Annotated in this window: 20 protein-coding genes; 5 read left to right on the plus strand and 15 right to left on the minus strand. The window is 64.0% G+C overall.

The window, feature by feature from the left end:
• Positions 1-43: 43 nt before the first annotated feature.
• The 8 genes from EOC06_RS11315 to ureC all read right to left on the minus strand — a co-directional run bounded on the left by EOC06_RS11315 (position 44) and on the right by ureC (position 6,278).
• Positions 44-811 (minus strand): class II aldolase and adducin N-terminal domain-containing protein, encoded by a 768-nt coding sequence (locus EOC06_RS11315; protein ID WP_127383480.1) that lies wholly within the window; start codon positions 809-811, stop codon positions 44-46.
• A gap of 82 nt (positions 812-893) precedes the next feature.
• Entirely contained in the window at positions 894-1,538 is a 645-nt protein-coding gene (ureG, locus tag EOC06_RS11320; RefSeq protein ID WP_127383481.1) for an urease accessory protein UreG, read from the minus strand.
• Positions 1,535-1,975, minus strand: a complete 441-nt coding sequence (locus EOC06_RS11325; RefSeq protein WP_128307765.1) for a DUF3995 domain-containing protein — start codon at positions 1,973-1,975, stop codon at positions 1,535-1,537. Before EOC06_RS11325 ends, ureG begins: the two co-directional genes overlap by 4 nt.
• Positions 1,972-2,643: an urease accessory protein UreF gene (locus EOC06_RS11330; RefSeq protein ID WP_164898543.1), complete on the minus strand. Its 672-nt coding sequence runs from the start codon at positions 2,641-2,643 to the stop codon at positions 1,972-1,974. The genes EOC06_RS11325 and EOC06_RS11330 overlap by 4 nt, the downstream gene beginning before the upstream one ends.
• Positions 2,636-3,229 (minus strand): urease accessory protein UreE, encoded by a 594-nt coding sequence (gene ureE / locus EOC06_RS11335; RefSeq protein WP_128307767.1) that lies wholly within the window; start codon positions 3,227-3,229, stop codon positions 2,636-2,638. The genes EOC06_RS11330 and ureE overlap by 8 nt, the downstream gene beginning before the upstream one ends.
• Positions 3,226-3,831, minus strand: coding sequence for a glutathione S-transferase family protein (locus tag EOC06_RS11340; RefSeq protein ID WP_127383543.1), 606 nt, complete (start codon positions 3,829-3,831; stop codon positions 3,226-3,228). The genes ureE and EOC06_RS11340 overlap by 4 nt, the downstream gene beginning before the upstream one ends.
• A gap of 45 nt (positions 3,832-3,876) precedes the next feature.
• Entirely contained in the window at positions 3,877-4,470 is a 594-nt protein-coding gene (locus EOC06_RS11345; protein WP_127396918.1) for a hypothetical protein, read from the minus strand.
• Positions 4,471-4,562: 92 nt separating this feature from the next.
• Positions 4,563-6,278 carry an urease subunit alpha gene (ureC, locus tag EOC06_RS11350; protein ID WP_164895794.1) on the minus strand — a complete coding sequence of 572 codons (1,716 nt, stop codon included), beginning with the start codon at positions 6,276-6,278 and terminating at the stop codon, positions 4,563-4,565.
• Between the two features lie 164 nt (positions 6,279-6,442).
• Between ureC and EOC06_RS11355 the strand changes: the two genes are divergently transcribed.
• Together EOC06_RS11355 and EOC06_RS11360 are read left to right on the plus strand one after the other, a co-directional pair.
• Positions 6,443-6,826: a hypothetical protein gene (locus EOC06_RS11355; RefSeq protein WP_127383078.1), complete on the plus strand. Its 384-nt coding sequence runs from the start codon at positions 6,443-6,445 to the stop codon at positions 6,824-6,826.
• A gap of 129 nt (positions 6,827-6,955) precedes the next feature.
• Entirely contained in the window at positions 6,956-7,444 is a 489-nt protein-coding gene (locus EOC06_RS11360; protein ID WP_128307768.1) for a hypothetical protein, read from the plus strand.
• A 35-nt stretch (positions 7,445-7,479) separates the two neighbouring features.
• Here the strand turns inward: EOC06_RS11360 and EOC06_RS11365 are convergent, their stop codons facing one another.
• Genes EOC06_RS11365 through EOC06_RS11385 form a run of 5 tightly spaced genes read right to left on the minus strand, consistent with a single transcriptional unit; the run spans position 7,480 to position 9,850 of the window.
• A complete protein-coding gene (locus tag EOC06_RS11365; protein ID WP_027040029.1) occupies positions 7,480-7,785 on the minus strand; it encodes an urease subunit beta in 306 nt (101 codons plus the stop codon).
• Between the two features lie 8 nt (positions 7,786-7,793).
• The gene (locus tag EOC06_RS11370; RefSeq protein ID WP_128307769.1) at positions 7,794-8,381 is read right to left on the minus strand and encodes a HupE/UreJ family protein; all 588 of its coding nucleotides are present in this window, start codon (positions 8,379-8,381) and stop codon (positions 7,794-7,796) included.
• Positions 8,382-8,414: 33 nt separating this feature from the next.
• Positions 8,415-8,669 (minus strand): DUF1272 domain-containing protein, encoded by a 255-nt coding sequence (locus tag EOC06_RS11375; protein WP_127269527.1) that lies wholly within the window; start codon positions 8,667-8,669, stop codon positions 8,415-8,417.
• A 10-nt stretch (positions 8,670-8,679) separates the two neighbouring features.
• On the minus strand, positions 8,680-8,982 hold the full coding sequence (locus EOC06_RS11380; protein WP_127269528.1) for an urease subunit gamma: 303 nt from the start codon (positions 8,980-8,982) through the stop codon (positions 8,680-8,682).
• Between the two features lie 28 nt (positions 8,983-9,010).
• Positions 9,011-9,850: an urease accessory protein UreD gene (locus tag EOC06_RS11385; protein WP_128307770.1), complete on the minus strand. Its 840-nt coding sequence runs from the start codon at positions 9,848-9,850 to the stop codon at positions 9,011-9,013.
• A gap of 222 nt (positions 9,851-10,072) precedes the next feature.
• Between EOC06_RS11385 and EOC06_RS11390 the strand changes: the two genes are divergently transcribed.
• From EOC06_RS11390 to EOC06_RS11400, 3 genes are all read left to right on the plus strand, one after another.
• The gene (locus tag EOC06_RS11390; protein ID WP_013528393.1) at positions 10,073-10,327 is read left to right on the plus strand and encodes an acyl carrier protein; all 255 of its coding nucleotides are present in this window, start codon (positions 10,073-10,075) and stop codon (positions 10,325-10,327) included.
• A gap of 5 nt (positions 10,328-10,332) precedes the next feature.
• Positions 10,333-11,541, plus strand: a complete 1,209-nt coding sequence (locus tag EOC06_RS11395; protein ID WP_128307771.1) for a beta-ketoacyl synthase — start codon at positions 10,333-10,335, stop codon at positions 11,539-11,541.
• A gap of 160 nt (positions 11,542-11,701) precedes the next feature.
• Entirely contained in the window at positions 11,702-12,406 is a 705-nt protein-coding gene (locus EOC06_RS11400) for a glutathione S-transferase N-terminal domain-containing protein (RefSeq protein WP_128307772.1), read from the plus strand.
• Between the two features lie 18 nt (positions 12,407-12,424).
• Here the strand turns inward: EOC06_RS11400 and EOC06_RS11405 are convergent, their stop codons facing one another.
• Both EOC06_RS11405 and EOC06_RS11410 read right to left on the minus strand, forming a co-directional pair.
• Complete coding sequence (locus EOC06_RS11405) at positions 12,425-12,772, minus strand: hypothetical protein (RefSeq protein WP_128307773.1); 348 nt, start codon at positions 12,770-12,772, stop codon at positions 12,425-12,427.
• 85 nt (positions 12,773-12,857) lie between these two features.
• Complete coding sequence (locus tag EOC06_RS11410) at positions 12,858-13,478, minus strand: nucleoside triphosphate hydrolase (protein ID WP_128307774.1); 621 nt, start codon at positions 13,476-13,478, stop codon at positions 12,858-12,860.
• Positions 13,479-13,645: the final 167 nt, after the last annotated feature.

The raw sequence follows: 13,645 nt of genomic DNA on the forward strand, positions 1-13,645 counted from the left end.
ATTGAGGACCCTTCTCCCCGTATAGTGACGGGGAGAAGGGTCCTCAATTCCGGTAGGCCGGTTCCTGCTCGTCTAGGATCGCCTTCAACTCGCTGAGATGGCGTTCGGCCTGGCCGGGATAGTCGTCCATCTCGCTCGCGGCCTTTTCTGCGATCGCGTCGGAAAGCGTGCGCAGCGGGCGGCCGGTCCACAGCGCCTTGATGTAGGTCTCGGCGGCGCGTTCGAAATAGAACATGCGGTTGAAGGCATCGGCGACCGTGTCGCCGATGACCAGCACGCCGTGATTGCCCATCACCATCACCTTGACCTTGGGATCGACGAGAAGCTGCGAGCAGCGCTCGCCCTCCTCCTCGAAGGCCAGCCCGCCATAATGCGCGTCCACGACATGGCGATTGAAGAACATCGCTGAATTCTGGTCGATCGGCGGCAGTGTCGAGTCAGCGAGCGATGCCAGCACCGTGGCGTGGATCGAATGGACATGCATGACACAGCGCGCGTGGCGCACATTGCGATGGATGGCGCCATGCAGTCCCCACGCCGTTGGGTCGGGCGCATCGGGGCCGGAGAGCGTTTCTGGATCGTTGGCATCGATCATCAGAAGGTCGCTCGCCTTGATGCGCGAGAAATGCACCTGGTTGGGGTTCATCAGGAACTGTGTCCCGCCATCATTGACGGCCAGCGAGAAGTGATTGGCCACCGCCTCATGCATGTTGAGCCGTGCCGTCCAGCGGAAGGCGCAGGCAAGATCGACGCGCTCCTCATAGTAGGGCAGGTTGGTCAGCGTTTCCTTTTGCAGACGGGCAAGGCTCATCCTAAAATCCTCCGGTTTCGGCAAGAATGCCGTGGCCAGCCCATGTCCGCAACCGGTTTTGGTTGGTGCAGGGATGGCTATCTCACGCTGCCGTGCTGGCAGCGGCACCGCCGGCTCGCAGGCCGCCATGCTCGATGATGAAATCGATCACCTCCTGCAGCCCCTTGCCGCGCGACAGGTCGGTGAAGCCGAACGGCCGCTTGCCGCGCATGCGGCCGGCGTCGCTCTCCATGACATCGAGGTTGACGTTCACGTAAGGAGCAAGATCGCTCTTGTTGATCACCAGGAAATCGGAGCGGGTGATCGCCGGCCCGCCCTTGCGCGGAATCTCCTCGCCCTGGCAAACCGAGATGACATAGAGCGTCAGGTCGGCGAGGTCGGGCGAGAAGGTCGCGGCAAGATTGTCGCCGCCGGATTCGATGAAGACGATGTCGAGATCCGGGAATTTCCTGTTCATTTCGGCGATTGCCTGCAGATTGATCGACGCATCCTCGCGGATGGCGGTGTGCGGGCAGCCGCCGGTCTCGACACCCATGATGCGGTCCTCGGGCAGTGCCTGCAGCCGCGCCAGCATCATGGCGTCTTCCTTGGTGTAGATGTCGTTGGTGACGACGGCGATGGAAAACTCGTCGCGCAGCGCCTTGCACAGCTTTTCGGTCAGCGTCGTCTTGCCCGAACCGACCGGGCCGCCAATGCCGACGCGCAGCGGACCATTTGTCTGTGTCATGCGGGAAACTCCGTGATGGCGAGGATGGCAAAGCCGAGCCCGATCAACAGGCAGAGCGGCGAATAATAGCTGGTATCGAGCCGCGCGAAAGGTTGTTCCGGCGCCAGCCGCCGCCACCATGGCGTGAAGCCGGCTATGCCGCGACCCAGGAACACCAGGCCGATGAGCAGCGAAGTGGCGGCGAGGCCTTCCCGGGGAAAGGGCGAGGCAAAGACGCCCATGAGCGCCAGCGGCCATAGTGTCGCGAGGCACAGGCACGCGGCAACGGCGAAACTGGCAAACGGCGTCGGCATTTCATCGACGCCGCGAAAGCCGACAACGGCGCGGGCGCAGGAGGCCGCATCCTGGCCCGGCCAGATGCCGCCAAGACCCCAATAGACATGCAGCGCGGTGATCGGCAGCAGAGCAAGGGAGAGCGAGAAAGCGAGAAAAATCATGAGCGGAACAGTCGCGAATACTGGGTTTCATGCTTCATCGCCATGACATCGGAGACGAAGGCGCAGCCGCCGAGATCGTCCAATGTCGAGCGCGCAGCGCGGCTTGCGGTTGCCAGCGCCAGCGGCTCGAAGCCGGCTAACAACGCGGTCGCGGCGCTCTGGCCGACGATGCCAAGCCGGATCGCTGCCTGCACAAGGTTGGAGAAGAAGGTTTGCAGGAAGGCTGACAGCGCGTCCTGAAGCGCGATGCCGTTGCCGCCGGCAATGGCGCCGACGGCGACGCAATAGGCGCATTCGGCCGGCAGGCGCGCCAGCACCGGATTAGGCCAGGCCGCCGCCGCTTTGAGGAAGGCCGCACCCTGCAGCATGGTTTCGGTATGGCGTTCGCGCGAGCCGGCGAGCGCCTCGGCGAGTGCCGCCGCTTCATCGAGATCACCGGTGCCGCGTGCCCGGCGCCAGCTCTCGGCGAACAGCACGGCGTCGTTCCAGCCCGAACCGATCTCGACAAGCGTTTCCAGCCAGTCGGCAAGGCTTTCGGCATCGGCAACCAGCCCGTCATGCGCCGCGCGTTCGAGGCCATGGCTGTAGGAAAAGCCGCCGACCGGAAAGGCAGGCGACAGCCACGCCATCAGCCGCAGCAGGGCGATATTCGAAGGCTGGTCAGTCATGGTCGTGGTGATGGCCGGCGTGACTGTGCGAATGGGAATGCGCTTCGTCATGAGAATGGCTGTGCGCTTCGGCGTGGCTATGCGCATGCGCATGGCCGTGATCGTGGCTTGGCCCGCCATGCCCGGAGTAGGCGCCGCGCACCGGCTTGAACGGTTCGGAAACGTCGGCCACCGTGGCGCCCAGCCCCTCCAGCATCGCCTTGATAACATGGTCGCGCAGGATGAGGATGCGCCCGGCCTCGATGCTTGCTGCGAGATGACGGTTGCCGATGTGCCAGGCGAGTTCGGCCAGATGCACGCCGTCGCGGGCGCGGATGTCATAGACCTCTTCCGCCGCCGCGACGATCTCGACATGGCCGCCATCCTCCAGCACCAGCCGGTCGCCATCGTTCAAGGCGACGGGTTCGGGCAGGTCGACCAGCACCTTGCTGCCGTCGGCAAGCTCGATGGCGCGGCGGCGCAGATGCCGCTCGTCATGGGCGAGAATGGCCCGGCCCAACGATAGGGTGGTTCCGGCATTGCCGGCGGACAGTACGGAGACGGCGCGCGGGAATTTGGTGAAGTCGGTGTTGAGGTTGAGCTTCATTTCATGGATCCCCCATTTGCTTGCGCCCGTGCACGGGCGGGCCGTGCCAGCACGCGGTCGAAATAGGCGTTGACGCGCTCGGAGTCGATCGGGAATCGGCCGGCGCGAGCCCAGCCGCCCATGTCGCCGAGCAGCACATCGACAGCGGAAAACCGATCGCCGAGCGCAAACGGTTTGTCGCCCAGCCGCCGCTCCAGCGCCTTCAGTTCCGAGGCAAAATCGTAAGCCGCCGCAGGACCGACATCGACGCGCACATCCCTAGGCAGCAGGAAGCGATGGCGCAATTTGTTCCACAGCGGCGCTTCCAACTCGCTCTGGGCAAAATGCATCCAGGAATCCATCTCGGCCCGGCCGGCGACACCCGGATTGGCGCCCATTCCCTTGTCCGCGTGCTTGTCGGCGAGATAAACGCAGATCGCCGCCGAATCCGTCACCGTCAGTTCGCCGTCGATGAGGATCGGTACCTTGCCCGATGGGTTGAGCGCATAGGCTTCCGGTGAGCGCAGATGAACCTCGACGAATTCATAAGGCTGCGCGAGCTCCTCGAGCATCCAGAGAACGCGGCTGACCCGGGATCCGCGCGATCCGACGGCCTTGTACATGTCGAACCCTTGCCTTTCCCCAACAAGCTAGACCATCGCGTTCGTTCAGACGATGGTGTCGAAGAGCCGCAGGATGAACGATATCTGGTAGATAAGCGCCGCCGTGACGAAGGCGATGTGGAAGCGGCGATCGCGCACCAGGATCGCGACGATACACAGCGCAACGAAGACCGGCGTGCGGAACAGATACTCGCTGCCGAAGCGGGCGAAATGCTCTGGCCCTTTCAGCAGCGTGTCGACCACGTCGAGCAGGTAGGTCGCAGCCAGCAGGCCGAAGAACCACGCCCGGCGCGAATAGAAGAAATCCTCATAGCTGGTGTAGTCCAGCATCGAATCGGGAAACAAAAGCGCGCACAGCAGGAACAGCGTGATCGCGTAGAAGATGATGAACAAATATTTGCCGAAGGTCCAGGTTTCGATGGCGTAGAGGCCGAACTCCCACCACCAGAAATGCACCAGCATCAGGAGCACCGAGACGACCCAGGCCAGATGCACGGGATAGAGCTTGTACTGGCCGGGATGCTGGACGATGCGCGCCACCCCCGACAGCAGGCGGGCGACGCCAAGCCCGATCACCATGCCCATGACGATGCGGATATGGGGGAAAATGTCGTGGGCGGAAGCGATTTCGGTGGCCATGCTCGATCACAATGCAACTGTTGGTCGGCCGCATATTGCTGCCTCCCACCCAGGGCTGCAACGGATAATACTCGCCCGGTCGAATCGCCGCTTCAGAACAGAAAGTATCTCTGCGCCATCGGCAGCACCGTCGCCGGCTCGCAGGTCAAAAGCTCGCCGTCGGCACGCACCTCGTAGGTTTCCGGATCGACCTCGACATGCGGCGTGGCGTCGTTGAGCACCATCGAATGCTTGCCGATGCCGCCGCGGGTGTTTTCGACGGCGACGAACTGCTTGTCGACGCCGAGCCTGCCGTGCAGGCCTGATTCGAGCGCGGCTTTCGAAACGAAGGTCACCGACGAGTTGGTCCTGGCCTTGCCATAGGCGCCGAACATCGGCCGGTAGTGCATCGGCTGCGGCGTCGGGATCGAGGCGTTGGGGTCGCCCATCGGTGCTGCGGCGATCATGCCGCCGATCAGCACCATGTCCGGCTTGACGCCGAAGAAGGCCGGGTTCCACAGCACCAGGTCGGCGCGCTTGCCGACCGCGATCGAGCCGATGTCTTTCGACAGCCCATGCGCGATGGCCGGGTTGATCGTGTATTTGGCGATGTAGCGGCGGACGCGGAAATTGTCGTTGTTGCCGGTCTCCTGCGGCAGCGAGCCGCGCTGGCGCTTCATCTTGTCGGCGGTCTGCCAGGTGCGGATCGCGACTTCGCCGACGCGGCCCATGGCCTGGCTGTCCGACGAGATGATCGAGAAGGCACCGATGTCGTGCAAGATGTCTTCGGCCGCGATGGTCTCCTTGCGGATGCGGCTTTCGGCAAAGGCGATGTCCTCGGGGATCGACGGCGACAAATGATGGCAGACCATCAGCATGTCGAGATGCTCGGCCAGCGTGTTGACCGTGTAGGGCCGCGTCGGGTTGGTCGAGGACGGGATGACGTTGGGCAGGCCGCAGACCTTGATGATGTCAGGCGCGTGGCCGCCGCCGGCGCCCTCGGTGTGGAAGGCGTGGATGGTGCGGCCCTTGATCGCCGCGACCGTGTTCTCGACAAAGCCGGATTCGTTCAGCGTATCGGTGTGGATCATCACCTGCACGTCGTAGTCGTCGGCGACCGACAGGCAGCAATCGATGGCCGCCGGCGTCGTGCCCCAGTCTTCGTGCAGCTTCAGCGAACAGGCGCCGCCCAGCACCATCTCCTCGAGTGCTGCGGGCAGCGAGGCATTGCCCTTGCCCGACAGGCCGATGTTCATCGGGAAGGCATCGAAGGACTGGATCATGCGGGCCATGTGCCATGGCCCCGGCGTGCAGGTCGTCGCCAGCGTGCCATGCGCCGGGCCGGTACCGCCGCCGAGCATGGTGGTGATGCCTGACATCAGTGCCTCTTCGATCTGCTGCGGGCAGATGAAGTGGATATGCGCATCGAAGCCGCCTGCGGTCAGGATCTTGCCCTCGCCGGCGATGATCTCGGTGCCGGGACCAATGATGATGGTGACGCCATCCTGCGTGTCCGGATTGCCGGCCTTGCCGATGGCCGCGATACGGCCGTCGCGAAGCCCGATATCGGCCTTGAAGATGCCGGCGCTGGCGTCCACCACCAGCGCGTTGGTGATCACGGTATCGACGGCGCCTTGCGCCCTGGAAACCTGGCTCTGGCCCATGCCGTCACGGATTACCTTGCCGCCGCCGAATTTCACCTCTTCGCCATGGATGGTGAGATCCTTCTCGACCTCGATGAACAGTTCGGTGTCGGCAAGGCGCACTTTGTCGCCGACCGTCGGGCCATACATCTGCGCATAGGCGGCGCGGGTAATTCTGGCCATCAGCGATTGCTCCTGAAATGCGGTTGGATTGAAGCGGTGCTGCACATTGCTGCCATCCTATGGTCACGCAATGACCCGCTGGGCGACACCTTCTGATCCCATTTGGCGGTTGAGGTTAGGGGGTCACCCCAGGCCGACCGTTTGCCAATCGATGGAAAGGAAAATCCATGCGCAAAACGATAATTCTTGCCGCCGCAGCCAGCCTGATGCTGGCGGGCGCCGCCAGTGCCCAGCAGCAACCCGCGCCACAGCCTGCTCCGGCGCCGGCAACGCCTGCTCCAGCCACGCCCCAGGCTCAGCCTGCGGTGCCGACGATCCAAAGCGTCAACATCGTCGACATCACCGAGTTGCCAAAGGACACCCAGACGCAGGTCAACCAGGTGATCGCCCAGCGCGGCGATGACGGCTTGAAAAAACTGCGCAGCTCGATCGATGCCACACCCAAGGTGAAGTCGGCGCTGGAGGCCAAGGGAATGACCTCTGCGCAGGTGGTCGCGGCCAGCATGGAACCCAATGGCGCACTGACCTTGATCACCAAGAAGGCGAGCTGACGAGACGGCACGGCGGGCCGGCATTCGGCCTGCCGGCCGGATCGGGAAAGGAACCTTCGCCGGGCCGGATTCGTTTTGTTCTTTTCGCGCTAACCCGCGTCCCGAAACGACTTCTCTCAGGAGCGAGCGATGGCGATCACTTCTTTCTCGATCAGAATGCAGGCAGTCGCCGCCACGGCGTTCCTGGCGGCTGCTGGTCCTGCTACCGGATTGAAGGCGCAAGGGCTCGAAAGCACGGAGACCGTCAACCGCATCGTCGGCTCGCAGGTCAAGCAGGAAGAGGCCAAGGCCACCGCTGAGGCCCGCAGCGTCAACACGGCGATCGACCGCACGCGTGAAAACATCGGTACGGTGCGCAAGACGTCCAAGCTCGACAAGGTCGACATCGTGTTCCTCACCGATGCCGCGCGCAGCGAAGGCGGCCCGCCACCGGAGATCGAAAGCAAGGTCAATCAGCATCAGGACGACATCACCGAGCTGCGCAAGGAGATCGAGGCCAACGCGCTGCTGTTCAACGCCATCGAATCGCGGCGCGTGCAGGCGCAGGATGTCCTTGCCGTCGAATTCGGCGATCCCGGAAAGATCGTCATCTACGCCGCGGCCAAGCCATCGAACTGAGCTGAGCGCGCCGAAAGATCTCACAGCTTGAGATCTCACAGCTTGCCCATCACCTTCTGCTGAAATCCGTAGACCTCGCGCTTGCCGCCGAGCGGCACCAGCGTGACGTCGCGCTCCTGGCCCGGCTCGAAACGCATCGCCGTGCCCGCGGCAATGTCGAGACGCATGCCCCTGGCGCGCTCGCGGTCGAATTTCAGCCCCTCATTGGTCTCGAAGAAATGGTAGTGGCTACCGACCTGGATCGGCCGGTCGCCGCTGTTGGCGACTTTCAGGGTGACGGTCGGCAGGCCCTTGTTGAGCTCGATGTCGCCGCCCACCGTGATGATTTCACCAGGGATCATGGTCGCCCTCACACGATGCCGAAGGCGAGACCGATGCCGATCGCCGCACAGGCGGCACCGGCAGCACGGGCCACTCCACGGAACCGGATGCCGAGACTGAGACCGGCAGCGATGCCGGCGGCATGCAGCAACAGCGTGGCGATGGCAAAGCCGGCCATGTATTCAAGCCCGCCGGCATTCTCCGGCACCTCGGTGCCATGCGCGTGGCCGTGGAAAAGTGCGAACAGGCCGATGATGGCGACCCCGGCCGAGACCGGCAGATCGATCGCCAGCGCCACCAGCAGCCCGAGCGTCACGACCGATGCCAGTATGCCCGGTTCGACGAAGGGCAGCGGCATGTGCAGCATGCCCAGCGCGCCGCCGACCAGTATGACGCAGACAAAGGCCGCCGGCCAGGCAAGAACCGCCTTGCCGCCCTTGAGCGCCGCCCACAGCCCGACCGCGACCATCACCGTCATATGATCGAGCCCGGAAAGCGGGTGCATGAAGCCGGCCGTGAAGGAGGAGGCCGTGCCGATGCCGACATGAGCATAGGCCGGCATGGCAGCGGCCAGCAGCAGGATCGCCGACAGGCAGAGGCGTTTGGCAGGGATCATTCTATTTGCCTTTCGTTTTGCTCGGTCTGGTGTTTACGCCGCCTTGCTGGGACCGCAGCCTTCAGCCTTGAGAACGCGTCTGCTCGACGCCGGATATTTCTTCAGCATCGCTGGCGGGCGGATCGGCCGCGCCGAAAAACCACCGCCGCAATTGGGGCAGATGCCGCCCAACACCTGTTCCACGCATCCGGCGCAAAAGGTGCACTCGAAGGTGCAGATCAGCGCATCCGTCGCCTCCGGCGGCAGGTCCTTGTCGCAGCATTCGCAGTTGGGACGCAGCTCCAGCATCCTGTCCTCCTCAACGGATCGGTTCGTGCACGGTCACCAGCTTGGTGCCGTCGGGAAAAGTCGCCTCTACCTGCACGTCATGGATCATCTCGGCGATGCCTTCCATGACTTGCGCGCGGCTGACGATATGAGCGCCGGCTTCCATCAGTTCGGCGACCGGACGGCCGTCGCGGGCGCCTTCGACGACGAAGTCGGTGATCAGCGCGATCGCTTCCGGATGGTTGAGCTTGACGCCGCGTTCGAGCCGCTTGCGCGCCACGATCGCCGCCATGGCGATCAGCAGCTTGTCCTTTTCCCTCGGCGTCAGGTTCATGCGTTTCCCTGGATTGGTAGAGACAGGCCTATAGTGACCATAATTTGGGCAACCCCGCCCTTCCGTTGAGCAATTCGACGAGTGGAACCAGCCGCTGGCGCAGCCGGTAGCCGTCCCCGGCGTAGAGCCTCGCAAGAAGCTTGCCAGATTTCTTCACGCTCCAGACGCTGGCGCTGCCGTGGTCGCCGACGATCTCCAGAACCCGGTCGAGCAGGGCCTCGGCGCGTGGCGACACCAGAAGCAGCGTCGCCACCGCGATCGCGCCGCCGGCAACCGCCGGGCGGTCGAGCGTAGCGGCGATATCGGGTCCGATGCGAAAACCCTCGGAATGAATGAGGGCGCCATCCTGGCGCACACGCCAGCGGTCATGGAGGTCGCCCTGCGTGGCGCGTTCGCCCATCGCCAGGCGGCCGAAGACGGCGGCTTCCAGCACCAGCGCCTCGGCGCCGACGGCAAGCTCGACGTCGAGCGTGCGGGCAAAGGCCGCCCGGTCGAAGACGATGGTTTCCTGCGGCAGCCAGGCGATCCGGCCATTTTCGCCGACCGACAAATTGACCCGCACTTCGGCACGGTTGGATGCCGCCCGGTAGATCTTCTCGCAGGCCTGCGTGGTGATCGACGCCGAAGCGGCCGCGCCGACATCCACCTCCCAGGCGATACGGTCGCCGCCGGTCATCCCGCCGGCGGTGTTGATCAGCACCGCTTCGAGCGGATCGGTCGAGACGGCCGGCATTCTTATCTTGGCGGCGCCGTCCTGATAGAGGCGCCGCAGGCGCGTGCGGCCCTCACTGAGCGCGCAGGAAAGCCGCGCGACGCCCGCAACGCGCTGCGTCGAAATCCCGTCATGTTCGCCGCTAGGTTCGCCCATATCCATGCCTGCACGTTAAGCACTCCGTCGGCTTTGTCGATATGGAGTTCGATATAGCTTGTTGCTTGACAACGTTTCGGTTTCTATAGAGGGAACCACCTTGGTACGGTCATGCTGCGCTTGGCGGGGGTATTAAACGACGACGGCGGCTTGATACCAGGAGAAAAAGGGGCGCTGCTCAGTTGGCGTCGGGAAACGTCGAGATAGTGGGGAAGGAACCGAATGGCCGACCAGCTGGCAACGGATATCATCGCGAAGATCAAGGCTCATGCCGAGCCGGGCGGCGAAGAAATCACCACCACCACCGAATTGACCTCGCTTGGCATCCATTCGCTCGAGCTGACGGAGATTATCTTCGATCTTGAGGAAGAGTATGGCATCGAGATCGAGATGAACACGGTCGACGCCTGGAGCAATCTGAAGAACGTCGGCGACATGGTCGAAGCTGTGCGCGCGCTGATCGCGAAAAAAGCCTGAACTGAATGCGGCAGCGCGTTGTCATCACCGGCATGGGCGGCATTTGCGGGCTCGGCACCAGCGCGCCCGAGATCTGGAACGAGATGCGCGCCGGCCGCTCGGCCATCGGCCAGATCACAAGTCCCCAACTGCATGATTTGAAGGTCAAGGTCGGCTGCGAAATCAAGGCGCTTCCCGATCACGGAATCGACCGCAAGCAGACCGTGTCGATGGACCGCTTCAGCCTGCTGGCGACCATCGCAGCCAGGGAAGCCATGCAGCAGGCCGGCCTGGTTTCGAATGAAGCCACCACCTATCGGATGGGCACCGTCGTCGGTGTCGGCGTCTGCGGCTGGGAGGCGATCGAAGAGAGCTATCGCGCCATCCTGGTCGAGGGCAAGAACCGCGCCGGTATCTTCACCGTGCCAAAGGTTATGCCAAGCGCGGCCTCCGGCCATGTCAGCATGAGTCTGGGCCTGCGCGGCCCGGTCTTCGGCGTCACCTCGGCCTGCTCCTCCTCCAACCACGCCATCGCCTCGGCCGTCGACCAGATCAGGCTTGGCCGCGCCGATGTGATGGTCGCCGGCGGCACCGATGCGCCGCTGGTTTGGGGCATCCTGAAGGGCTGGGAAGCATTGCGCGTGCTGGCGCCCGATACCTGCCGGCCATTTTCGGCCGACCGCCAGGGACTGTCGCTCGGCGAGGGCGCCGGCATGGCGGTCCTGGAAACGTATGAGCATGCCATGGCGCGGGGCGCCACCATCCTTGCCGAGGTCGCCGGCGCCGGCCTCTCCGCCGATGCCTCCGACATTGTCGCGCCGACCGTCGAAGGGCCGACGGCGGCCATGCGCGCCTGCCTGGCCGATGCCGGCTTCAATCCCGAGGATGTCGACTACCTCAACGCCCATGGCACCGGCACCAAGGCCAACGACCAGATCGAGACGGCAGCGATCAAGCGCGTCTTCGGCGACCATGCCTACAAGCTTTCGGTGTCGTCGACCAAGTCGATGCACGCCCATTGCCTCGGCGCATCGGGGGCGCTGGAGATGATCGCCTGCGTGATGGCGATCCGCGAAGGCATCGTGCCGCCGACGGCCAATTTTCGCGAGGCCGATCCCGATTGCGACCTCGACGTCACGCCGAACGTGCCGCGAGAGCGCAAGGTGCGCGCCGCGATCAGCAACGGCTTCGCGTTCGGCGGCACCAATGCCGTGCTGGCCTTCAAGGCCGTCTGATCTAAGGGGCGCGCGATCTGCCCCAGGCAGACCATTCCGTTGACTGTTCGTGCACGACGAAACCTTCACCGCCATATTGATCGTGCCGTGCGCCGCGTCTAATCCTTGGCCGACCCGCCAAGACCGCGCCGCTCGGCGCGATCCCCATTCAGGAGTTTCCATGGCAGACCTGTCCGCCTTTCCGATCGCAACGCGTTGGCCGGCCAAGCATCCGGACCAGCTCCAGCTCTATTCGGCGACAACGCCGAACGGCGTGAAGATATCGATCGCCCTGGAGGAGCTCGGCCTGCCCTATGAGCCGCATCTGGTCAACATCGGCAAGAACGAAAGCTGGACACCGGAATTCCTGTCGCTCAACCCCAACGGCAAGATACCGGCGATCATCGATCCGAACGGTCCGGACGGCAAGCCGATCGGCCTGTTCGAATCCGGCGCCATCCTGCTCTACCTCGCTGAAAAGACCGGCCTGCTTATGCCTGTGGACGCCGCGCGCCGCTACGAGACCATCCAGTGGGTGTTCTTCCAGATGGCGTCGGTCGGGCCGATGTTCGGCCAGGTCGGCTTCTTCCACAAATTCGCCGGTCGCGAGATCGCCGACAAACGCCCGCTGGAGCGTTATCGCGACGAGTCAAAGCGACTGCTCGGTGTGCTCGACGGCAGGCTGAAGGGGCGCAAGTGGATCATGGGCAATGACTACACCATCGCCGACATCTCGCTGCTCGGCTGGGTGCGCAACCTGATCGGTTTCTACGAAGCGCGCGAACTCGTCGGCTTCGACGATTTCGTCAGTGTCTCGACATGGCTGGAGCGCGGCCTGGCGCGGCCGGCGGTGCAGAAAGGCCTGACCATCCCCGCCAAGGGATAGCCAGCCTCCGAAGCGCGGCTATTTGGCCTTCGCTTTGGCCTTCGAACCGCCTTTGCCCATGACGGAAGCGGCGAGCGACGCAGCACCTCGGGCGGCGACCATGACCGCGCCGGCAGCGACGTTGGCCGTCGCCTTGGCCGTGCGCATCGCACTGCCGCTCAGGGAGTCGCTGGAACTCGCGGGCTTCTTCGGCTTTGCGGCTTTCGGCGCGGCTTTCGCTGCGGTCGGCACCACTTTCTTCGGCGCTGCCTTGCCGAAGGTCGGCTTGGCGTCCTTCGAACGGGCTGTCATCGCCGGGCCGGCGCCGGCCTTGGATTGGGTCGCCTTGCCCTTGGCGGGCGCGGGCTTTCTTGCCTTGATTGCCATTGGACCGAATCCCTCTTTTGGCACAATTGCCGTGTCGGGATAACGGCCTGAAAGTCTTAAGGTTCCCCTTGCGCAATCCGTCGAATCAAGCGGAACGGCCGATCACAAGATCGGCAGCCCGGCGCCGCGCGAGCACGCGCTCGATGTTGGGCAGATCGTTGGACGCGATCCAGGCGCGCGCATCTTCATCGGAGCGGCCATGTCCGTGCCAGCGCTCCATCAGGCGGCGCTCGAGCTCGTTGCGCGGCACGTCGACGAAGATCGAGAAATCGAACAGCGGCGCCAGCCGCGACCATGGCTCTTCGTCGAGCAGCAGATAGTTGCCCTCGACCAGGATGAACTTGGTTTGCGTGGCGACGATCGAAGCAGCGGCGCGTGACAGTTCCATGCTGCGGTCGAAGACCGGGATGGCGATGTCGGGTTCGCCGGCACGGATACGCTTCAGCAGGGCCTCAAACCCGGCAAAGTCGAAGGTTTCCGGCGCGCCCTTGCGCGCGCGCAGGCCGCGCCGCTCGAGCACGGCGTCGTCATAGTGGAAGCCGTCCATCGGCACGACCTCAGCCGCCCCTTCGGGCAGCAGTTCATGCAGCCTTGCGGACAGCGTCGACTTGCCGGAGCCTGGTGGACCGGCAATGGCGACGATGAAGCGCTTTGCCTTGCCGGCGCGTTTGAAGATGGTGGCGGCGAGATGGGCGATTTCGGACATGAGAGCCTCTCTGGCCTGGATGATCGGCACGATAATTTCCGCTGTATCTTGTCGGCAGTTGGCGGAAATTTCAAATCGGGATTTGAGCTATTGGAGGCGGTCTTTTGCCAAAGTTGGCGCCGCCCCTCATCGCCCTGCCGGGCACTTCTCCCCGTATAGTGACGGGG

The organism is Mesorhizobium sp. M7A.F.Ca.MR.362.00.0.0, assembly GCF_004023175.1.
GTDB lineage: Bacteria > Pseudomonadota > Alphaproteobacteria > Rhizobiales > Rhizobiaceae > Mesorhizobium.